The organism is Anaerobacillus sp., assembly GCF_046314235.1.
Classification (GTDB): Bacteria; Bacillota; Bacilli; order Bacillales; family Anaerobacillaceae; genus Anaerobacillus.
In genome coordinates, this window is sequence record NZ_JBKBWN010000001.1 from 75,329 (window position 1) to 97,760 (window position 22,432).

General features: G+C 36.2%; 21 protein-coding genes. 7 read left to right on the plus strand and 14 right to left on the minus strand.

Annotated features, from left to right (window positions below; translation table 11 throughout):
• The first annotated feature begins 3 nt into the window (after positions 1-3).
• Positions 4-996, plus strand: a complete 993-nt coding sequence (locus ACK4M9_RS00365) for an aliphatic sulfonate ABC transporter substrate-binding protein (RefSeq protein ID WP_409846695.1) — start codon at positions 4-6, stop codon at positions 994-996.
• A 36-nt stretch (positions 997-1,032) separates the two neighbouring features.
• Here the strand turns inward: ACK4M9_RS00365 and hemY are convergent, their stop codons facing one another.
• The 8 genes from hemY to ACK4M9_RS00405 all read right to left on the minus strand — a co-directional run bounded on the left by hemY (position 1,033) and on the right by ACK4M9_RS00405 (position 11,346).
• Entirely contained in the window at positions 1,033-2,439 is a 1,407-nt protein-coding gene (gene hemY, locus ACK4M9_RS00370; RefSeq protein ID WP_409846697.1) for a protoporphyrinogen oxidase, read from the minus strand.
• The gene (hemH, locus tag ACK4M9_RS00375) at positions 2,439-3,386 is read right to left on the minus strand and encodes a ferrochelatase (RefSeq protein ID WP_409846698.1); all 948 of its coding nucleotides are present in this window, start codon (positions 3,384-3,386) and stop codon (positions 2,439-2,441) included. Before hemH ends, hemY begins: the two co-directional genes overlap by 1 nt.
• A 121-nt stretch (positions 3,387-3,507) precedes the next feature.
• Positions 3,508-4,554 carry a uroporphyrinogen decarboxylase gene (gene hemE / locus ACK4M9_RS00380; RefSeq protein WP_409846700.1) on the minus strand — a complete coding sequence of 349 codons (1,047 nt, stop codon included), beginning with the start codon at positions 4,552-4,554 and terminating at the stop codon, positions 3,508-3,510.
• Positions 4,555-4,931: 377 nt separating this feature from the next.
• A complete protein-coding gene (locus ACK4M9_RS00385; protein ID WP_409846702.1) occupies positions 4,932-6,455 on the minus strand; it encodes a spore germination protein in 1,524 nt (507 codons plus the stop codon).
• An 8-nt stretch (positions 6,456-6,463) separates the two neighbouring features.
• Complete coding sequence (locus tag ACK4M9_RS00390; RefSeq protein ID WP_409846704.1) at positions 6,464-7,657, minus strand: Ger(x)C family spore germination protein; 1,194 nt, start codon at positions 7,655-7,657, stop codon at positions 6,464-6,466.
• Between the two features lie 4 nt (positions 7,658-7,661).
• Positions 7,662-8,783 carry a GerAB/ArcD/ProY family transporter gene (locus ACK4M9_RS00395; protein WP_409846705.1) on the minus strand — a complete coding sequence of 374 codons (1,122 nt, stop codon included), beginning with the start codon at positions 8,781-8,783 and terminating at the stop codon, positions 7,662-7,664.
• Between the two features lie 9 nt (positions 8,784-8,792).
• Complete coding sequence (locus tag ACK4M9_RS00400; protein WP_409846707.1) at positions 8,793-8,990, minus strand: hypothetical protein; 198 nt, start codon at positions 8,988-8,990, stop codon at positions 8,793-8,795.
• A 214-nt stretch (positions 8,991-9,204) separates the two neighbouring features.
• Positions 9,205-11,346: a transglycosylase domain-containing protein gene (locus ACK4M9_RS00405; RefSeq protein ID WP_409847335.1), complete on the minus strand. Its 2,142-nt coding sequence runs from the start codon at positions 11,344-11,346 to the stop codon at positions 9,205-9,207.
• A gap of 281 nt (positions 11,347-11,627) precedes the next feature.
• Between ACK4M9_RS00405 and ACK4M9_RS00410 the strand changes: the two genes are divergently transcribed.
• Both ACK4M9_RS00410 and ACK4M9_RS00415 read left to right on the plus strand, forming a co-directional pair.
• Positions 11,628-12,356, plus strand: coding sequence for a cytochrome c biogenesis CcdA family protein (locus ACK4M9_RS00410; RefSeq protein WP_409846709.1), 729 nt, complete (start codon positions 11,628-11,630; stop codon positions 12,354-12,356).
• Between the two features lie 152 nt (positions 12,357-12,508).
• Positions 12,509-13,687 (plus strand): M20 family metallopeptidase, encoded by a 1,179-nt coding sequence (locus ACK4M9_RS00415; protein WP_409846711.1) that lies wholly within the window; start codon positions 12,509-12,511, stop codon positions 13,685-13,687.
• 78 nt (positions 13,688-13,765) lie between these two features.
• On the opposite strand, the gene ACK4M9_RS00420 is transcribed toward ACK4M9_RS00415, so the two are convergent.
• The 4 genes from ACK4M9_RS00420 to ACK4M9_RS00435 form a co-directional block, all read right to left on the minus strand.
• Positions 13,766-14,497 carry an EcsC family protein gene (locus tag ACK4M9_RS00420; protein ID WP_409846713.1) on the minus strand — a complete coding sequence of 244 codons (732 nt, stop codon included), beginning with the start codon at positions 14,495-14,497 and terminating at the stop codon, positions 13,766-13,768.
• Positions 14,498-14,527: 30 nt separating this feature from the next.
• Positions 14,528-15,742 carry an ABC transporter permease gene (locus ACK4M9_RS00425; protein WP_409846715.1) on the minus strand — a complete coding sequence of 405 codons (1,215 nt, stop codon included), beginning with the start codon at positions 15,740-15,742 and terminating at the stop codon, positions 14,528-14,530.
• A 2-nt stretch (positions 15,743-15,744) separates the two neighbouring features.
• Positions 15,745-16,482 (minus strand): ABC transporter ATP-binding protein, encoded by a 738-nt coding sequence (locus ACK4M9_RS00430; RefSeq protein ID WP_409846716.1) that lies wholly within the window; start codon positions 16,480-16,482, stop codon positions 15,745-15,747.
• A 205-nt stretch (positions 16,483-16,687) separates the two neighbouring features.
• Complete coding sequence (locus tag ACK4M9_RS00435; protein ID WP_409846717.1) at positions 16,688-18,271, minus strand: long-chain-fatty-acid--CoA ligase; 1,584 nt, start codon at positions 18,269-18,271, stop codon at positions 16,688-16,690.
• Between the two features lie 291 nt (positions 18,272-18,562).
• Between ACK4M9_RS00435 and ACK4M9_RS00440 the strand changes: the two genes are divergently transcribed.
• On the plus strand, positions 18,563-18,994 hold the full coding sequence (locus ACK4M9_RS00440; protein WP_409846719.1) for an HIT family protein: 432 nt from the start codon (positions 18,563-18,565) through the stop codon (positions 18,992-18,994).
• A gap of 250 nt (positions 18,995-19,244) precedes the next feature.
• The gene (serC, locus tag ACK4M9_RS00445; RefSeq protein ID WP_409846721.1) at positions 19,245-20,345 is read left to right on the plus strand and encodes a 3-phosphoserine/phosphohydroxythreonine transaminase; all 1,101 of its coding nucleotides are present in this window, start codon (positions 19,245-19,247) and stop codon (positions 20,343-20,345) included.
• Positions 20,346-20,400: 55 nt separating this feature from the next.
• On the opposite strand, the gene ACK4M9_RS00450 is transcribed toward serC, so the two are convergent.
• The gene (locus ACK4M9_RS00450; protein WP_409846723.1) at positions 20,401-20,601 is read right to left on the minus strand and encodes a hypothetical protein; all 201 of its coding nucleotides are present in this window, start codon (positions 20,599-20,601) and stop codon (positions 20,401-20,403) included.
• A gap of 156 nt (positions 20,602-20,757) precedes the next feature.
• Between ACK4M9_RS00450 and ACK4M9_RS00455 the strand changes: the two genes are divergently transcribed.
• Positions 20,758-21,120, plus strand: coding sequence for a YtxH domain-containing protein (locus ACK4M9_RS00455; protein ID WP_409846724.1), 363 nt, complete (start codon positions 20,758-20,760; stop codon positions 21,118-21,120).
• 381 nt (positions 21,121-21,501) lie between these two features.
• Positions 21,502-22,080 (plus strand): HTH-type transcriptional regulator Hpr, encoded by a 579-nt coding sequence (locus tag ACK4M9_RS00460; RefSeq protein ID WP_409846726.1) that lies wholly within the window; start codon positions 21,502-21,504, stop codon positions 22,078-22,080.
• Here the strand turns inward: ACK4M9_RS00460 and ACK4M9_RS00465 are convergent.
• Positions 22,073-22,411 carry a DUF1878 family protein gene (locus tag ACK4M9_RS00465; protein WP_409846727.1) on the minus strand — a complete coding sequence of 113 codons (339 nt, stop codon included), beginning with the start codon at positions 22,409-22,411 and terminating at the stop codon, positions 22,073-22,075. The genes ACK4M9_RS00460 and ACK4M9_RS00465 overlap by 8 nt on opposite strands.
• Positions 22,412-22,432: the final 21 nt, after the last annotated feature.

The following is a 22,432-nucleotide window of genomic DNA, read 5'->3' on the forward strand; positions in this document are numbered from 1 at the left end:
CAGATGAAAAAAATTTTAACAGGAACATTATTTATTTTATTAATTGGAGTTTTAACTGCTTGCGGTTCGTCTAAATCTGACGATGTCTCAATTGGCTTTTTTCCCAATTTAGATCACGCAGCCGCTATTATCGCAAAAGAGAAAGGTTATTTTGAAGAAGAAATGAAAGACATAAATGTTGACTATACTTCTTTTCCAAATGGAAATGACTTTATAGAGGCTTTAGATAATAATGTCATTCAACTTGGTTATGTTGGACCTGGACCTGCAATAAACTACTTTTTAGCTGGTGGTGACATTGTAGTGTTAGGAGCAGCCGCTAACGGTGCAACACTTATTGTTGCAAGAGAAGGTTCAGGAATTGAAACATTAGAAGATTTTGCAAATAAATCTTTTTGCACGCCTGGTAATGGTTGCACCCATAATGTGCAGCTAGAAATTATGCTACAAGATATGGGCTTAACAACGACAAGACGTGGTGGAGTCGTTGACCACCAACCTCGCGTTAATCCTGCAAATATGATGATAATGTTTGAATCAGGAGAAATCGATGCTGCTGCTGCACCTGAACCATGGGGAACTTATTTAGTTGAAGAGTTCGGAGCAAAGGTGATAACTGAATGGAATGAAGTTTATTTAGGAGAGACTTTAGCTAGTGTTGTTGTCGTGACAACTCCACAGTTCTTAAAGGATAACCCAGAAACTGTTAAGCAATTTTTAAAAGCACACAAACGCGCTGTTGATTACACGTATGAAAATACAGAAGATACATTGGCAACAATTAATGATCTACTATTCAACTTATCACAACAAAGACTTCCTGAGTCAGTGTTAGAAAATGCTTGGAAGCGTATGGTTGTGACAACTGAAACACATGCAGATGCACTTCAAGCATGGGCTACTGCTTCATATGAACTAGACTTTATTGATCAAGAACCTAATTTAGAAGGTTTTGTTGATACTTCGTTGCTTGATAAAATTATTTCAGGAAACTAAAAAGAAGAAGGGAGCCACGGCTCCCCTCTTCTTTTTTTACACTAATTGCTTCTTTAATTTTTCAACGACAGCTTCGCCCTGGTCAATACAGTCTGGAAGTCCGATTCCTTCAAACGAACCCCCGATAGCGTAAACACCTGGTAGTTGCTTTTGAAGCTGCTCTTTTAACTCATCTATGCGTTGCTTATGTCCAACAACATACTGTGGCATTGAGTTTTTCCACCGTTTAATGATCGAAAACTCCGGCTTCGCATCTATTTGCATCGTTTTATTTAAGTCGGTTAAAACCGCATCAATAATTTCATCATCAGACCAGTCAACAATTGCGTCGTTACCAGCACGGCCTACATAACAACGTAGTAAAGCATAACCTTCTGGAGTCGAATGTTGCCATTTTTTATGCGTCCACGTACAGGCTGTAATATTGTAATCATTTTTCTTTGAGACAACAAACCCTGTTCCATTAATATCTTTTTTAATGGCACTTTGTGGGAAGGCCATTGCAATTGTAGCAACTGAAGTCGATGGTATATCCGCAAGCGGTTCGACGAAAGAATAACTTCGCAACGCTTCTTCTGTGACATGATGTGGAGTTGCCATTACTACATAATCGAAAATTTCTGTTTTCCCATTAGAAAAAGAAAGTTCATAGGCATCACCTTTTTTTACTAGACTGTCTAGGCCAACACCTTTAATGATAGCCTCTTCATCTAAATATTTCTCAACGCCATCTACTAATGACTGTAAGCCTCTTTTAAAAGAGAGAAACATTCCTTTTGGCTTTGACTTCGGTGCAGCTTTCGGTTTTGCCGGTGTAGCTTTTTTCATACCCAAGATAAGACTACGATGCTTTTGTTCTACTTGATGAAACTGAGGGAATGTTGCCATTAAACTTAATTTGTCAATATCTCCAGCATAAATTCCAGACAGTAATGGCTCAATTAAGTTATCAACAACCTCATTACCTAGACGTTTACGGAAGAAACTTCCTAAAGACATATCAACGTCAGGGTCACTAGCCCTCGGTAAAATTAAATCGCCAGCTGCTCTCAGTTTCCCTAGTGGTGAAAAAAGTCTCGTTGTCGCAAACGGAGCCATTTGCGTTGGGATTCCCATAATTGCTCCACCTGGTATCGGATAAAGCTTTTCATTATTTAGAATAAAAGCACCGCCACCGCCGTTATGAACCAAATCAGTTTCCAGACCAACTTCTTTAGCTAAGCGTGACGCACTTTGTTTCCTACCTAAAAAGGAGTCAGGTCCCAACTCAATCACAAAGCCATTGCGATAATCTGTTGAAATTTTCCCACCTAGTTTTGTTGACTTTTCAATAAGCCGATACTCACATTGTAAGTTATTCGCTAAGATTTCTTTTTGTAAGTAGTAAGCAACCGTTAACCCAGTTATTCCTCCACCAATAATTGCTACTCTCTTTTTACTCATTAGTCTCCACTTTCTTTCTCATTTAATTTCTGCATAACGACATCTGTTAAGCAATCAATAAATTGTGGCTTCGCATTTGGCATTTCTGGACGGTAATATGCTACACCAAGTTCGTCTGTGACAATTTTACATTCAATGTCATTATCATAAAGTACCTCTAGATGGTCAGCTACAAACCCCACTGGACAGTATACATAGGCTGTATAGCCGTGCTCGTTGTAAAGAGTTCTAGTTAAATCTTGAACATCCGGACCAATCCATGGATCAGGTGTGTTCCCCTCACTTTGCCAGCCAATCGTATAATTTTTAATACCTGCTTCTTTTGCAATTAGGTCAGCAGTTTCCTTTAATTGGTCTGGATAAGGGTCACCGTATTGCAATATTTTCTCTGGTAAGCTGTGAGCTGAGAAAATAACGACGGCCTTCTCAACCTCGTCTTGAGACATGGTAGACATTGTTTTGGTAATTTCATCAGTCCAATATTGTATAAATTTCGGATGATCATACCAGCTATCAATACTATGTATTTTAGGTCCATTAATTTTTTCGGAATGTTCGTTAGCACGACCATTGTAAGACTTTACACTAAACGTTGAGTAGTGAGGAGCTAAAACAATACTTACTGCTTCCTCAATACCATCTGCCTTCATTTGGTCAACAGCATCCTCGATAAATGGGTCAATATGCTTTAATCCTAAATAAAGTTTGAATTTTACATCCTCATTCAATTCATTCAGCCTTTTCTCTAAACCTTGACCTTGCGCTTCGGTAATTTTTGCTAATGGCGAAATACCACCAATTGCTTCGTAACGCTCTGTTAATTCTAGAAGCATTTCCTCTGAAGGCTTTCTGCCACGTCTAATATGAGTGTAATACGGTTCAATTTCCTCAATACTGCGAGGTGTACCATAAGCCATAACAAGTAACCCAATTGTTTTTTTAGACATTTTCATTACACCTTTCTTCTCTAGTCTCGCGTATAGCATGTAAAGCCTAGGGCTGTAAAGAGCTTATTATGTTTAAGCTTTCTACAACTCTAGACTCATTCACTACATTTGACACCTTATATTATGATAATTTATTCGCTGTATACTCATGAACAAAAGCAGTTAATCTACGTAATGTATCAGGGTTAACTTGAGGGAAGACACCATGTCCTAAGTTAAACACAAACCCACCTTGGTGAGCCAATCCTTGATCCAAGATTTCTTTCGTTTTAGTCTCAATTACATCCCAAGTAGCAAGTAAAAGAGCTGGATCTAAATTTCCTTGTACAGCTTTTTTAATGCCACGCTCACTTGCTTCGTTGATTGATAATCTCCAGTCTAGACCAACTACATCTAACGGAAGATCATGCCACTCATTTGCTAAGTGACTAGCGCCAACACCAAACATAATTAGAGGCACGTTTTCTTCCTTAAGAGCTGTAAAGATCTTATGCATGACAGGTTTAATAAACGTGCGATAATCTTGTACGTTTAATGCACCAACCCAAGAATCAAATATTTGAATCGCTTGTGAACCTGCGTTAATTTGCGATTTACAGTACGTAATCGTCATGTCTGCTAGTTTGTCCATAAGTAGGAACCAGCTTTCAGGCTGTGAATACATAAACGCCTTTGTATTATTATAGTTTTTTGAAGGCCCGCCTTCAATCATATAGCTCGCAAGTGTAAACGGTGCACCACCAAAGGAAATTAATGGTACAGTCAATTGCTCTCTTAACAGCTTAATTGTATCTAAAACATAAGGAACATCCGCTTCTGGATTAATTGTACCTAATCTTTCAACATCTTGAAACGTCCTTACTGGATTTGCAATAACTGGTCCAATTCCAGCTTTAATTTCAACATCTACACCGATTGCAGGAAGCGGTGTCATAATATCTTTGTAAAGTATCGCTGCATCATTGTTGTATTGATCTACTGGTAGCTTCGTTACATAAGCACAAAGCTCCGGTTGATGTGTAATTTCAAAAAGTGAATATTTTTCTTTTATCGCTCGATACTCAGGTTGTGATCTCCCTGCCTGTCTCATATACCAAACTGGAACATGAGAAACCTTTTCTCCTCTAGTAGCTTTTAAAAAGTTGTCATTAAATTGATTTGTAGTCATTGTACCCTCACCCTTCATACTTTGTACTTTCTATTAGTTAGTACTTTAATGAATTTCATAATTCGCTATTTTCGCAACTAATTTCTAAATGTAGTTGCGAAGAAACCATTCGCAACCACTTTTATTTTGATATAGCTCGATTAAGGTAATTATGAAATTCACTCACTTAGTAAACATTTATTTATTTTAATCTCTCTAATACACTTTATTAACTATATCCTTTCTCGGAATAAGTGTATAGATTTTCGAACAACTTGTCATAAAATTGATCTTTTTTAAAAGTTAATTACATTTTACCTTTAGCTTTTTTTATTAAATGTGATTTTCCTAACAATTTTGCTCAGAAATAGAAAAGTTCATAAATTTGATATATTTTTTCATCCTTGACGTTTTTTATCTTTTGGTTTTAATTCGGTAAATCGCTCAGTCAACACACTTAACGGCAACCGGATAATTAAATCTTTCCATTCATTAAAACGATAAGGGGCAAAAGGTGACGTATAGTATGTACCCAAGCTTCTTAAGCCTACTAAGTGGATATTCAAAAAAATATAAACAATAACAATTCCATATAACCCAAAAGCAGCTGCACTCAACATCATCATAAAGCGAAGCAAACGTAGCGTAATACTGACGTTATATGCGGGTATTGCAAAGGAAGCTATCGCGGTCAAAGCTACTACAATAACCATAATTGGACTCACTATACCAGCGCGAACTGCAGCATCACCTATAACAAGTCCACCAACAATCCCAATCGTTTGTCCAACTGCTCGTGGCAAACGGACCCCTGCTTCTCTTAACAATTCAATTGTTATTTCCATTGCAATAGCTTCGATAAAGGCCGGGAATGGGACCCCTTCACGTGATCCAGCTATCGAAAGGGCAAGTGTTGTCGGAATCATTCCTTGATGATAAGAAACAATCGCAACATAAATAGCTGGGAGAAAAGTTGCAATGAAAGCACCCAAATAACGTAATATACGAATAAACGAGGTGATTTGCCAGCGATCGTAATAGTCTTCTGGAGAACGAAATAACATATGAAATGTCACTGGCGCCATTAAGCTAAACGGACTTCCATCATGTAAAACGACGACTTGACCATTCATTAACGCCGAAACGGTTTTATCAACCCGTTCCGTTCTTAATGCTTGCGGGAAGACGGATAGCGCATTGTCTTCGACGTATTGTTCTAGTGTTCCTGTATCAATAATCTGATCAGTATCAATACAAGAAATTCGATAGCGCATTTCCTGAATATAAGTTTCATTGGCAACTCCTTTTATAAATAAAAGCGCAAAATCACTCTTCGCCCTTCTCCCTAACGACCCTAATTGAACGGTTAAATTTGGGTCTCTAATCCTTCTACGAATTTGCGAAATATTTGTATTTAATGACTCTACAAAACCATCTCGTGGTCCACGGACAACAATTTCACTCTCTGGTTCGGCGATATTACGCTGTTTATATTGACCAGTTTTAAAAAGAAGTAGCTCTTTAATACCGTCAATAATTAAAATCGTTTCTCCTGATAAAAACGGCAAGATCGCTTTGTCAAGAGAAGACTCCTTTTTTAAATCTGATAAAGTGACTACCTCATTTTCAAGATAAGTGATAAAGTCTTCTGTGTTATACCGCGTATTATCTACAAAATAGATTAGTGGACGGATGATACTTTCTTCAATGCTATCTGAGTTACTTAAACCGTCCACAAAAAATAGTGTTGCCTTTATTTTTTTCCCGATAAGGAAATCTCGTTGGATTACATCATCACTTTCACCAACAATTTTATTCATTGTTTGAACCATTTCAACAATGTCACCACTAAACTCTATTTTGTATTCATCAGTTGATCGAATCTTCGTTGTATTTAACTTTGAAAAAAGTTTGTTAAACATTTGTTCACCTACGTCATCTCTTCTTGTGTCATATGATGTCTAATCTTAATTTCGGCATCAACCTCAATTATCGATTTTGAGAAAAATCCCCCCTCGCCATCCCACTCATCTTTTATTTGTTTCCAATACTGGTATTCTTTTCTCTTAACATAGCTATGGAAGTTAAAAATATCTGCATGAAATTCACGTTGCATCTTCAAAATTACATCAGTTGCTACTCGTTCAATTTGTTTTGCTATTGCCTCTGATAACATTTTGTTTGTTTGTTCATTACCAAGCTCAACGTTTTCCAACCAGCTTTCAACAAAGAAGCCTTCCGTTTTAATGTTTAATTGAAAATAGTCCCTTCCGTCTTTACGTTCGTATGTAATGACAGCGTCTTCATTATCTATTTCATAATTAAATAGCTGATCATCTACACTAACTTCAATTACCATATTTTGCGATTCAGAATGGATTAAATTATAGCCAATTATATCTATTTCACCGAGCCATCCTACTAACTCATTTGTTTTACCTAAAAAAACACCAGCTCCAGTTATTACAAAATCCTTCCCTTTTTTAGCTGTAACACGAGGAACAATATAACTTTTTTCATTGAGAACACTAGTAACTAAATCACCGATAGGTTTTGGGGAAGGCATACCAGGATGAACACCGTAATTCTCATGAATCATATCAATAGATATAGCAGGCATAAGCTCAAGAGGTAGTTTATTGGCGATCACATCACTAGCACATCCTTTCGAAATTAACATAACCGTGTTACGACGCATCTCATGGTCGCGAATATAAAAATCAATCAACTTACCAATTTCCCCTGACTTCACTAAATTTTCATTAAGTATGATGACCTTTAAATGTTCGTAATTTAGCTTTCGGCTACGCCTAGAGGCAATATGGCGGTTCATTTTAAAATTCGTTCTTCCAATCGTAGCAATGTTAAAAAACGGTTCAGGTTCAAGTCCCCCCCCTTCTGCAACGATCGTACTTGGGATAACAACTTGATACGTAGTTTTATGCAGATGATCAATTGCTTCCCCTGTTTCTTTTTGAAACTGTTTTTTATACTGGTCTAATTCCTCCTCACTTAATGGATCCAATGCTACTGCTAGTACAAAACCTAATTGTTCAATTTCAACTAAATCCCAACAAGATGTCAGAAATACTAATATGAATACAGCTAAAATAACTTTCCTCATTGGCTTATATCGCCTCACTCTTCGTTTGCTGACTGTTTTTCTTCTTCAGCCAAACAAATATATACCCAAAAAATAAGCTCAGTATGGTTAAAGAAAAACCAAAATAAGCGGTATAATCACCAAAAGTAAAAGTCTCCTGAATTGAATTAGGACCAAAAGTGACAAATACTCCAAAAAAAACGATCCAAATGGCAATAGTTGAAAAACGAGTTTTCGTAAAGAATTCTTCTTTGATGATTTTCGCTGCTAGAAAATGTATCATAGCCATTGTATTAAAGATTGACATAATCCAAATTGTAATCAACAATGGCTCTACTCTTTCAATTAACCCTTCAATTATTTCAACTTCCTTGGCTAATTCAACTAGCGGAAATGCATTTATTGCCGTTGCTTCAAAAGAAAGAACTGCATAGCATAGAACAACTATGGTCATATATAAAAAAGTCAAAAAAGCAATACTCATGTTAAAAAAGTTGGCCTTTAGATCTTTTGACGTTACATATGGAAGAAAGAAAAACAGAATTTCTATTCCTAAGAAAGCCAAGAGAGTATCAGTAACACCCATTAAAATTGGTCTAATGCCATCAGCTGCAATTGGGAGCAAAACATCAAATTCGGCCTGAGGAATAGTAAAGGACGCTAACCCTACTAAAACAACTACAATTATTGGAAAAAACAGTAAATTTAGATGAACAATCCCTTGTATACCTTTCGTGACAGCGTAGGTTGTTGCTAAAAATATTAACGCTGCCGTTACTTCTGACGGCGTACGGTCAAGGAGATATATGCGAATGATGATCGTTAATACCCGTGCTTCATAACCAAGTAGGAATATAAAGTAGAAGATAAAAAGAAGCGCAAGTGCTTTACTTAAATATTTCCCAAAAACATTATTACTAATGAATTTAATTAACGACATTCCTGGATAGTTTCGCTGTAAACGTACAATTAAATAGACTAAAAACATATTAATTGCTGCTCCGATTAATAGAGAGATCCAGCCGTCTGGAGTTCCTACAGTGTTTGCAAGAGCACGAGGTAAAGTAAGAACACCAACTCCAACTATCATCGATATTAACGATATTACTATTTCTAGCTTTGAAATTTGGTAGCTACCTATACTCACAACCTTCACCTACTCTTTTTCTTGGACCTGTTCAAGCGTTTTCCTTTGTTGCTGATTTTCCTCTTCCATCCAAGGAAACATAATTTTATTTGTAATCCAATCAAATAAACGCTGAATGACAGTCATGAATATACATAAACCTAATGCTGTCCAGAAAATGCCACGATACGGCATAAACCCAAATACTCTATCCATAAAATCATTCATAAATTCCCCTACCCATACTTTTATAGTAATAGTATTTTTAACCAATACTCGAAACATTATGTGAAAAAGCAAAAAGAGAAAGCATCAATATTCCCTAAAACAAAGAGGCGGGGACAAAAGTATCAGACACCACGCGGAACCTACTAATTATAGACAGATTTAATCAAATGTCTATATTGGTTCCTGGCGGTGTCTGATTGTTATGTCCCAGCCTCTAGTCTATTGACAATAAAAAGTTCACTTTTGCTTGATTTGAAGGACTACCTTCAAGGTTTGTTTGTGGATTAAACGGTTTCACAACATACTCATTAAGGGAAAATAAATTAACACCACGTACAATATATTCACCCACTCCTTCGACATCAGCAACCTTCGTTAATGTTCCAGTGCTGCTAACTTCGTAAATATGGTAATGTAGTCGTTCGTCAGTTGCAGGGGTCCAATTTAACCTAACATTTAAACCAAAGCCTTTAAAGGTAAGGTCTGCTTGTAAGTCATTAATGTCAACAAAGCGTATTGGTGGTTCTAACTCGTTAACATCGTCCGGCTTTACAAAGGAGACCGTGCTTGCCTCTACGTTTACGATTTCCTTAAATATTCTTGTCGGAACCGAACTTCCAACAGTTAAATAATGATCTGGATCAGTCCGGTCGAAGCCGATCCATAAAGCACCTACCAAGTTAGGTGTATAGCCAACAAACCAAGCATCCCTTGTCGCCCCAGAAATTTCAGTGTATGAAGTTGTTCCAGTTTTCCCTGCTAACGCAACCTCAACATCGCCATGCTTTCCTGTCCCATCGTTAACAACTGCTTCGAGCATTCTTGTCATATACCAAGCTGTTTGTGGAGTTAGTATTTGCTGTTCTATAATTGTTCTTTCAGCAATCTTATTGCCGTTACGGTCATATATTTCTTTGATAAAATAAGGTTCAACCATTGCTCCCCCTTTAGCAAAAGGACGATATGCCTTGGCAAGTTGAAGTGGCGATAACCCTTCTGACATCCCTCCTAAAGCAAGCGCAAGCCCCTCTTCTTCAATAGGGATATTAAGCTGTTCTAAGTAACTTTTTCCTTTAGTAACAGTGAGCTCATTTAAGAGCCAAACTGCTGCCGCATTAGAGGAATCTTTAATAGCATCATACATCGTCACCTGACCCTCATAAAGATTGTTATAATTTCGTGGTTGATATCCTTCGTAATCGACTAACTCATCTTTAAGCAAGCTATAAGGCTGATACATCCCAGTTTCTAGCGCTGGGCTATAAACAACTAAAGGCTTGATGGTTGAGCCAGGCTGTCTTTTCATATGGACACGATTTAATCCTCTTCGAACATAATTTCGTCCGCCTTGAGCGACAACTGCCCCGCCTGAATGATTATCTAATAATATAAGAGCTCCTTCTACGTCTTGACTAGGTCCACCTTCAGGGAAATACTCTTGATTTTGAAATAACTGATACGATTTTTCCTGGAGTTTTATATCCATTGGGACTACAATCATATAGCCGCCCTTTAAAATTTCATGATTTGACAGTTGATATAGAGCTTCAGCTTCTTCTAAAACCATATCAATGTACGTTAAAAAAGCAGGATTTTCAGTTATTTTATTGAAGTCTACCTTAATCGTTTTCCCTTGGAGCCTTACAGCCTCATCTGCTGTTAAATAGCCTCTTCGTTCCATAACACTTAATGTCAAGTCTCGTCTTTGTTTGCTAAGTTCTAGATTATTAAATGGTGAATACGTATTTGGTGCCTTCGGTAAACTTGCTAAAAGTGCACCTTCATCAACCGTCAGCTCACTAACTTCTTTATTGAAATACAGTTTTGAAGCGGCTTGAATTCCATATGCACCATGACCGAAGTAGATCCGATTTAAGTACATTTCAAATATCTCTTCTTTACTATAGTTACGCTCTAAATTTATCGATATTAACACTTCTTTTGTTTTTCTTAGCCATGATTTCTCATTGGTTAAAAAGGTGTTTTTCACTAACTGTTGGGTAATCGTGCTCCCACCTTCAACTTTTCCACGAGCAACAACATCTCGATAGAGTGCCCTTCCAATTGCTCGAAAGTCAATCCCTCGATGATCATAAAATCTGGCATCCTCCATTGCTATGAACGCATTTTGGACATGAAGGGGAACAGCGGTAATTTCAACAATCTCGCGGTTTTCTACGAATAATTTAGTAATAACTTCTCCATCTTGATCAACTAAAGTTGTCGTTGCATCCATGACAAGCTTTCTATTATCAATTGCATAGTTTCCTGCGATAATAATACTTATATAAATAGAGAAACTTAACAGTAGCATAATAAAAAACAATAGCGCACCTATCAAAATTTTCTTTCGCATCATGACCGTCCCCCCCTTTATTAACGTATTGCCGACACTACCAGTTTAGAATTTTTAAGATATTTCTAGAAGTCTTTATCATCTAACCTGTAATTTAAAACTATTTTAACGTAAAATCGACAAGTAATGAATGTATACGACTTTCTTTTCCATACGAAGAGAGATATCATAAAGTTACAAAATTGTTTTCAGTTTGTTAACAATTGTCCATGATAAGATAGAATAGAGGAACATACCTATCACAATACTCAAGACCAATAACAATTTAAGAGGTGTTTACTTTGTACATTACAGAATTCACGTTTATATCAATTTGGATTGCATTTTTTGCAGGAATTATTTCGTTCTTATCGCCTTGTGTTTTTCCGTTAGTACCAGCATATTTAGCGCAATTAACAGGAACACAAATTTCTAATAACCAGCTAAATGTAGATAAGAAAATTATTTTTACAAGAAGTATTGGCTTTATTTTAGGGTTTACAATTATTTTCTTGCTTTTAGGTGCTTCAAGCACGTTTTTAGGTCAAATCTTCATGAAAAATCGTGAACTTCTTGAAAAAATTGGTGGCATTATTATTGTCGTACTAGGATTACAAATGTTAGGTTTATTTTCGATTAAAATGCTTATGAGTGAAAAACGGTTACAAACAAAACCGAAAAAAACAACTAGCTTTTTCGGCTCTGTATTGTTTGGGCTAGTATTTGCGGCTGGTTGGTCACCTTGCATTGGTTTAGTATTAGGTTCGATTCTAGCGTTAGCTGCACAAGAAACAATGGTCGCTGGAATGTTTCTATTGTTTATTTATTCGATTGGAATGGGCATCCCTTTTCTAATTGTTGCCTTAGTTTATTCAAGATCTTTAAACAAGATTAGAAAAATAAATAAATTCATTCCGATGATCCAAAAAGTCAGTGGTACAATAATGATTGTCCTAGGTATTATGTTATATACTGGTTTGTTTGCAAGACTTTCAGGTTATTTAGCGCAATATATCCCTTTTAATTTTTAAATTAATAGCTCAGTTAATAGTCGCTGTCTTCCCTTTCTCTTCGCTGTAAAACTCTATCGAATTTTAGAGGCTAGTTCAAGGAAATCCAGCGACATTTTGTTAATACCAAAAAATAGGTTTCACCTGGGGCTTTAAAAAACGGAGGTAAGTTTATGAAAGAAAAACTATTTGCAGCTATCGATGAAAATTACGAGGAAATGGTTTCGCTTCGGCGCCATCTTCATGAAAATCCTGAATTATCGTTTCATGAGGTAGAAACACCAAAACTGATTGCTAATTACCATCGACAACTAGGACATGAAGTTCGTGAAAATGTTGGTGGTCGTGGTGTTGTCGCCCTTCTTAAAGGGAAAAAACCTGGCAAAACAGTAGCATTAAGAGCTGATTTTGATGCCTTACCAATTCAAGATGAAAAGGATGTTTCCTACCGTTCGAAGGTACCTGGCGTCATGCATGCTTGTGGACATGATGGGCATACTGCCAGTTTAATAGGTTTGGCAAAAGCGCTGAATTCACTAAAAGATGAACTATCAGGTACGATTGTATTCATTCATCAGCATGCCGAAGAACTAGCTCCAGGTGGCGCTATTGCAATGATAGAGGATCGTTGTTTAGAGGGTGTCGACTATATATTCGGGACCCACCTCTGGGCAACAGAACCTCTTGGGAAAATTCAATATAAAACTGGACCAATTATGGCTGCTGCTGATCGCTTTGAAATCACGATCCAAGGCCAAGGTGGTCATGGGGCAAAACCTCATGAAACGAAGGACTCTATTGTCATTGGTGCGCAAACAGTATTAGCTCTTCAACAAATTGTTAGTCGTCGTGTGAGCCCAATGGACGCTGCAGTAATCTCAGTCGGATCGTTTGAAGCAAAAAATGCATTTAATGTCATCGCTGATAGTGTAAAGATTATCGGAACAGCCAGGTCTTTTAATGAGAAAGTTCAAACATTGCTTGAAAGAGAAATTAAAAGAGTTGTAGAAGGAGTTTGTTTATCTGGAGATGTTACTGGTACTGTTGATTATCAAAGAGGTTACCCAGCACTAGTAAACCATCATGATGAAGCTGTTCAAGTGGCGAGATTAGCAAAAGAAACCCCTGGTGTCATTGAAGTAGAGGATATGGTTCCACAAATGGGTGGCGAAGACTTTTCCTACTATCTCCAAAATGTTAAAGGCGCATTCTTTTTTACTGGAGCGAAAAATCCTGCCTGGGAAAAAGCCTACCCGCATCATCATCCTAAATTTGATATCGATGAAAAATCGCTACTAATCTCAGCAAGATTATTAGGTGAACTAGCATTGTACTATTCAAACGAAAAATAATACTGAAAAGAGCTGTTTAGAGAAAGTACCTCTTTAAACAGCTCTCTGATATTTTTTCCATATGCAACCACATTAAAATTACATTAACAGCCTCATCCGATAGCCATTTTTTGCTGTTTCACCGAGTACTTCGAGAAAGTGATAATTGGCAACAGCTCCTACAATTGCCCCGAAACCAGGAATTAGCTGGAGCAACTTCAATAAATCTATATGGTCGCGATATTCTAACTGGAACGCTTTCCAATCAATTTCTTCGAGATAGACATCCTTCTCTGGTAACTGCGCTTTTACATCTTCCCAGTTCTTTAGTTTCGCAAAAACTTCCTTCTTTTTAACATCACTAGAGAATGCAAGCTGGAAAAGATAGAGAATATAAAGTCTTTCACGATAATCTTTTACATCAAAGCCATACAAACTAGCTGCTTCGAATAGAAATTTCATTTTAATCGACAAAAGTAATGGAAAATCAACCATTCCAAGGAGTATTCCCCCAGCTCCTGTACCGGCTCCCTCGATGGCGGCGGTTTTCTTATAGAACTTTATTTTTTCCTGTAATCTAACTTCACGCTCGAAAAGAGTTACCTCCTCTAACGGGATGGTTGTCGTTGTATATTCCGAACCTACTAATGTCGCATTGATCATATTTTTAATGCTAGTCGTAAAGAGCTCGTGTACTTTTTCAGGAATCCGTTCATTAATTTTTATTTGTAATTTTTTAGCATACTTCTTCGCAAAAAATCCATCTTTACAGACCTTCCGTTGCCAACGCTGTAGTTCTATTCTTGCTTTTTCATCATACAGTTCTGTCATAGTCGATCCCTTCCTGTTCCAAAGCGTTCATCATTCCTTCTTTTTAAGCAATAAGATATAGGAGTATACGTAACTACCGATAATCCCTATACCAAAAACTAGTAAAGGTTCGATAAAATGCATAGTTGCCACAATTGTTGCGCTAGTAAAGACGACCGTTTTTACGACAAGCAAAGAAAAAACAACAGTCCGAAACGATCGTTCTCTTACTTTATCCTCAATTGGATACAAGTCAGTCATTATTTTTAGCTGATGATGATTCCACAGTGTTGAAAGCTGCAGTGCTGACATATAGAGGAGGAGGATTGAAATAAACAGCTTTCCATAATCAAATTGGACATAAAAAACTAGGACAATACCGATGATTAGTAAACGTACATATATTCCAAAGTAATCATTTGCGCGAATAAACGATTTTAAATATAAATAGTTAAAAGTTGATTCTTGTTTAAAAGCAAGCATATTTGGAATTGCACTCCAAGGATTACGTCGTTTTACTTTCGTACTTAATTTCGGTACGTCTGTAAACATATTGGCAATCCGATAAAATGACATGACCATTCGTTCCTCTAATTCAATCAAATATTCCCACTTTAAGCTATGCTGTTTCTTTAAATGTTGATAGTAGAAGAACAATAACAACACTTTGATTGCAAAAATAGCTAGTAGAAAATAAATGCTTGCCCCTGCAAATAGGAAATAGGTTAACGTTGCATTAATTACAAACCTTCCCAGCTTATGAGTAATACGCCAACCTGTAAATAGAAGTCTACCTTCTTCCCATTGGGCTAAAAGGTTCCAAGCTTTACTCACAAACAAGACAATGATGACAAACAAAAGTGCCATCGCATCATCTGCGATAAAATGGCGGTACAAAGGTGTTAACAATACTATGACTAATACAAGTACAAAGCTTTGAATGATAAATGAGTAATAGAAAGAGCTGCGAAAATAAGATGCTAGTCTTCCTTCTACAGGTGACAAAAAAACGAGATCTCCTTCTTTTATAAACGTCCTAAGTGGGCTTTTCGTTAACAGGAGAGCTGTTATAACCGCTAAGAAGATTGTTGCTGGAAACCAGTCAGGGAGCCACTTTAATAATTCACTATAATAATAACTTCCAACAATAATTGCAATATAAATGGCAAACAAAAAGCCACTGTTACCAATGAGACGTAAGTAGCGAATTGCCATATTCCAGTATTCTTTCGCTCGTTTACTCCATAATTTTTGAATACTATTCATATTTAATCTTCCTTCGTTATCTCAATGTAAATGTCATCTAAAGCAGCGTTAGGCATATTCGTTTTCACCCTGAGCTCCTCTAAAGTTCCTTCTACAATGATTTTTCCGTGATGGAGCATAATAAAGCGATCACAATATCTTTCTGCAGTAGATAGAATATGGGTAGACATTAAAATTCCGGCGCCACTTTCCTTCATTGCCACAAAATGATTTAAGAGCGATTTAATCGCAATAGGGTCTAAACCAATAAATGGCTCATCAACAATATAAAGCGGCGGATATAGTAAAAAGGCACACATAATCATTACTTTTTGACGCATTCCCTTTGAGAAATGTCCAGGAAACCAATTCAGCATCTTTTCCATGCGAAACTCTTTTAAAAGTGAGGCACTTCTCTCCTTTAACTCTAATTCAGTTAAGCCGTAAGCCATCGCTGTCACATGTAAGTGTTCCTGTAGCGTCAGATCCTCATATAATATTGGTGTCTCTGGTATGTATGAATACGATCGCCGATACTCATTCGGCTCTTCTAGAAATCTTTTGCCATTAATCCGAATTTCACCCGCCTGCGCCTCCATTAAACCTAAAATATGTTTAATCGTTGTACTTTTACCTGCGCCATTTAATCCAATTAAACCAACAATCTCACCTTTATTGACGGAAAAGGATATATCATGCAAAACTGGTTTGCCTTTATGGTAGCCACCACTAACCTGATCCAATTCTAATAATTTACTCATCCGATTTCTCCTTAGCTTGAAAAGATTTACAACTATTATTATAGTAGCAGATTTTCTCTTTAATTGGTAATTACCTTATTCCCAATTTATGTGCTACTGGGGTGGACAAAACCAAAAATGTCCACGAAGGGTGCCAGGCACCAAAAGAGGCATTAAAAAGAAGGCATCAAAAAGGATGGCCAATTTAGGTCATCCTTAGCTTATATTAGTTTACTAAGCGGTCAGTTTTCCAAAATTCTTTCCGAATATGGACTTTTTGAATTTTACCTGATGCTGTCTTAGGTAATTCTTCTGTAAAGGAAACAGATTTCGGCGCTTTGAAGTGTGCTAGCTTTTCGCGGCAAAATGCAATTATTTCGTCTCCACTAACTAGATGCCCTTCTCTAACAACGATAACAGCGTGTGGTACCTCTCCCCATTTTTCATGAGGAATTGAAACAACTGCTGCTTCTAATATTGCTGGGTGTTCATATAACACACCTTCAACTTCTATTGAAGAAATATTCTCGCCGCCGCTAATAATAACATCCTTTTTGCGGTCAACGATGTCGATGTAACCGCGTTCATCAACAGTTGCCATATCACCAGTATGAAGCCAGCCGTTACGTATTGTATCCATTGTCGCTTCATCGTTCTTCCAGTAGCCTTTCATGACTCCATTTGAACGAGTGACGATTTCCCCAATTTCTTTACCGTTTTTGGCAACTTCTTCTCCATCATCGTTGATTACTTTTACCTTACAGCCGATCATCGCATAACCAGCTTTTGCTTTTAAGCGATACTGATCTTCTTTAGGTAAATCTAAATACTCGGAACGAATTTGCGATGTAGTTACTAATGGTGATATTTCCGTCATCCCGTACACTTGAATAAACTCCCAACCTAAATCTTCTTCAACTCGCCCTACGAAAGCAGGAGGTGGTGCTGATCCAGCAATAACTACTCGCATCTTTTCTTCAATTTTAGGTTGGAACTGCTTATGATATTCTAGCAATGAATTCAATACGGTAGGTGCCATATGTGCAATAGTGACACCATATTTCTGAATCTTTTCAAAAACTAGTTCAGGTAATGCTTTACGAAGCATGACTTGCGTTGCGCCATTTGCAGTGTAATAAAAAGGAGAGCCCCAGCCATTAACGTGAAACATTGGTAAAATATGCAGTAATATGTCTCGGTCAGATACCCGCAAATGATGCATTGTCGTTAATGCATGTAAATAGTTGTTACGGTGAGTTAGCATGACGCCCTTAGGATTTCCAGTTGTACCACTTGTATATAACAAGCTGGCTACATCTTCTTCATCAATTGTCGCGCGAGGATATTCAGTTTTTGAATATCGACTCAGCCAAGCATCATAATCTGTAAACTCCTTATTCTCATTTGTACAATGATGAACAAGTATTTTTTCAACAGATGTTAAATCAGAGATGATCGGCTCAATTAAATGTACTAGCTCCTGGTCAACAAATAAAATCTTACTTTCGCTATGATTTAAAATGAATGTGTAATCATGAGGTTGTAAGCGGATATTTAGCGGCACCATCACCGCTCCTAACTGAAAGACTCCATAAAAACCTTCCAGCATTTCCAGCGTGTTTGGAGCAAGATAAGCAACCTTATCGCCCTTTTGTACACCAAGACTGCCTAGTCCATAGGATAGCTGATTTACACGCTCATTTAATTCTCGATAAGTAATTGATTTGTGATCATCGATAACAGCAACTTTATCCCCGTACAGAGTGACCGCTCGGTCTAAGAAATCTGTAACTATTAATGGTACATGCATAACTTGAGCCTCCCCTTGAAACATTTAGAATATTTGTAATTTTATAAATTATACCATATTTTGTAAGGGTAAAGTTTCTTTTTTTTTCAAAACTATTAACAAATTTATGAAAAAACAAGCCTTTAGTATGAAAATCGCTTCTAAGTCCTTTTTATGATAAAATGTGGAAAAATAATGTAATTAAGATTTTCTCATGCCTTTTAGGAAATAATAGTAAAACTAGCTATCCAAAGATTTAATTTAATTATGAAATTCACTCATTTAAATAAAATTTTTGAAAGGATGATTCATTTGTCTAACCAAGAAAACTGTATCTTTTGTAAAATTGTAAATGGTGAAATTCCAGTAGCAAAAGTATTTGAAAATGAGCATGTTCTTGCCTTTTTAGATATTAGTCAAGTTTCAAAGGGCCATACACTTGTCATTCCAAAACTTCACCAAGAAAACATCTATGAGTTAAAGCCTGACACAGCAAAAGAATTGTTTTCGGTAGTTCCTAAAATCGCTAATGCCATTAAGGAAGCTTTTGATCCCCTAGGATTAAATATTGTCAATAATAATGGAAAAGCAGCTGGACAAACAGTTTTTCATTATCATCTCCACCTCATCCCAAGATACGGAAAAGGGGATGGCTTTGGAGCTGTTTGGAAAGACAATAGTAGCCAATATAGCGGTGAAGACCTCCAGGAAATCGCAAAGCATATCTCCTCTTCTCTGAAATAAGCTTTATAAAAAGTGTCAGTCATCACTAGTAGAACTATCTTTTGATACTACTAGTGATGACTGACCTTTTCTATTTTTCATACGATAGTTGGTTTTCAAAACTACTATAATCAAATTGAAGTAAAGGAAATTTTGTGAATAATAAAAAAAGTAATAGCCTATTTTTATGCTCCATGGTAGGATAAAAATATTATTTTAACAATTTAACGTGTAAATGTATTAAAAGCCTTAAGTAAGAGGAGTGGAAACAATGAAAAGAACGTATAATTTTAATGCTGGTCCTTCTGCATTACCGGAAGAGGTTTTACAAATTGCCCAAAAGGAATTATTGGATTTTAATCAAACTGGAATGTCTGTAATGGAATTGAGTCACCGAAGTAAAGATTTTGAAAATGTTCATAATGAGGCACAGAGATTACTGAAACAACTTTTAGCCATTCCTGATAATTATGAAATTCTATTTTTGCAAGGCGGTGCGAGCTTACAATTCCCAATGATCCCTATGAACTTCTTAAGTGAGGATCAAGTTGGTAATTACGTCTTAACGGGAGTTTGGTCAGAAAAAGCTTTAAAGGAAGCAAAAATCTTAGGTCTGCCCACTGCTATTGCTGCTAGTACAAAAGAAACAAATTATGATCGCATTCCTAATTTGTCAGAATTAGCTGTTTCCCCTGATGATGGATATCTACACATCACATCTAATAATACAATTTATGGAACACAGTGGAAGGAATATCCAAAGGTCAAAGACAACCTCCTTATCGCTGATATGTCTAGTGATATTTTAAGTAAACCTTTACCGATTGAAAATTTTGCGATGATTTATGCCGGTGCCCAGAAAAACTTGGGTCCATCTGGGGTAACAGTAGTCATTCTCCGTAAAGACTTACTTGAAAAGACATTAAACAAGCAAATTCCAACGATGCTTCGCTACGATACACATGCAAAAAATAATTCTTTATATAACACACCACCAACGTTTTCGATTTATATGTTAAATAAAGTGTTGCAGTGGGTTAGTGAGCGAGGCGGTGTAACAGGTATTTCTAAAGAAAATGAATTAAAAGCCTCCCTTATTTACGATGCAATTGATGAAAGTAACGGATTTTATAAGGGGCATGCACTAAACAATAGCCGTTCCTTAATGAACATCACTTTTAATTTGGCAAGTGAAGAGTTAAGTAAAAAGTTTTTATCGGAAGCAAAAGAAGCTGGATTTGTCGGTTTGAATGGCCACCGCTCAGTTGGAGGCTGTCGTGCCTCAACCTACAATGCTGTTCCTTATGAAGCTTGTAAAGCATTGCAACAATTTATGCTAAAATTTAAGCAGGAAAATTCAACTTCAATGTAACGAAGACTTACTCAATTTCAAAAAAAAGCACCATTTTGCAAAAAAAAGAGTTGGTTTACCCAACTCCATAGTAATACACGACAATTCCTAAACCTGAACTAATAAAACCATATAAACCAAGCATCCATGCATATTTAAGATATTTTCTTTTATGTTCATGTTCACATTTCATTTTTCTCACAAAATTTAATGTGTGTATCATTCCATAAAAAAATAACAAAGCTAAAGAGAATAAGCCAAAGACAAACCCGTACATGTAAATTCCTCCTCTTTATGCAACGTTTTAAACAATTTTATTACTGTGTTAAAAAGAATATTATTGAAATATTATAATTATATTCAAACCTTAGCAAAAATGTGATAATCTAATAAAAAAACGGAAACTTCTAAAGAGGAAAGGAATGGTGAAAAGATGAATGGAAAATCCCTATTATACGGTTTTATAGCTGGTGGAATAATTGGTGGAACAATTACGTTGTTATCTACTCCTAAATCTGGAAATGAAGTTCAACAATTATTAGCAAGCAATGTTAATAATTTAATGAATTCACTTTCTAACGTCAAAGAAAAAACGTTACAACTTAAAAGTCAAGTTGAAACTGTTGCTACAGAAGGCGCTACTACCTTGAAAGCTGTCTCTACTGATGTGAAAAACTCTATTTCTGAATGGAAAAGGGATGTCGAACCAACGATGAACGACATTCAAAGGAGCATTCAAGAGCTTCACGAAACGATTGATCAGCTCGAAAGTGAAATTAAACGACCTTTAGCTTAAATTTAGTCGATTGATTTGCACGAGCTATATGAAAGTACATGCAAATTAAATACAAAACTAAGGCTTCCTGTCAGCGATGAAGGAAGCCTTAGTTCTATCCTTTAATAACATAAATGGAATAATTTTATATTTAATACCTTACCTCGTTGCTACAATTAGTAACGAAGTAAGGTATTAAAAGTATTATTTCAGTAGCACTTTCGCCCTTTAAAACCTTAATTTGATAAATATTTTCAGAAAAATATAATAAATTGTTTTTTTGTATTGTTATCGAAATACATATTGTGATATTATTTAAATAACATTTTACTGAAAAAATAATGAATATTCAAAATTGCTTCACTTCATGTATTATAAATTATATTTATACGGAGGTTTCATATGGATAAAAATGCGCCATACTCCATTAAACAGTCAATTATGTTTGCTCATAAAGTCGCTCAATTAAGTAAAGCTTTATGGAAATCAACTGAAAAAGATTGGCAAACATGGATTAAACCCTTTAATTTAAACATTAACGAACACCATATTTTACTAATTGCTTATCAGCTTGAAGGTGCTTCCATTTCTGACATCGCAAAATTTGGAGTTATGCATGTCTCAACGGCTTTTAACTTCTCTAAAAAGTTAGAAGAAAGAGGCTTATTAACTTTTTCTAAAAAACAAAACGACAAACGAAATACCTACGTGTATTTAACTAGTGATGGCGAGAAATTACTTCTAAACACCTTGGAGGTATATGATCCAAAGAAAACCGGAATTTACGAAGGGTCATTACCAATTAAGGAATTGTATGGGAAGTTCCCGGAATTTTCAGAGGTAATGACTATTATCAGACATATTTATGGTCCCGATTTTATGTTAATCTTTGAAAAGACGCTAGAAAAAATGGAACAAGACTTTACTGAAGAAGATGGAAAATTGGTGGCAAAACCAAGTGTTAAAGCGGAAACTAATTAATTTTTTTGACGAGATCCAGAAACTCTTTCATTAGCTCACGATAAATATCTTGCATGTATAGAGCATTGATGGTCTGATGTGGGTCTACCTTGTAATTAAGCATACCAACAAATTGTGTAAGAAGTGGGAGAAATGTAACAAATCCCTCTTCTTTTTGTTTTTTATACTCATTGTTTAACTTCTCACAAAGAAAATAAATTTCTTCAACTTCTCCTTTTGAAAGTTGATGTTTAATGATTAGTGTATAAAAAGGATAGGAGTTATCCATTATTTCTAGTAGAATTTCCTGATAAAATTCTAATCGAAGTAACTTTTCTTCATTTGGTTCCATAATGGTTTCCTTTCCAGTTTT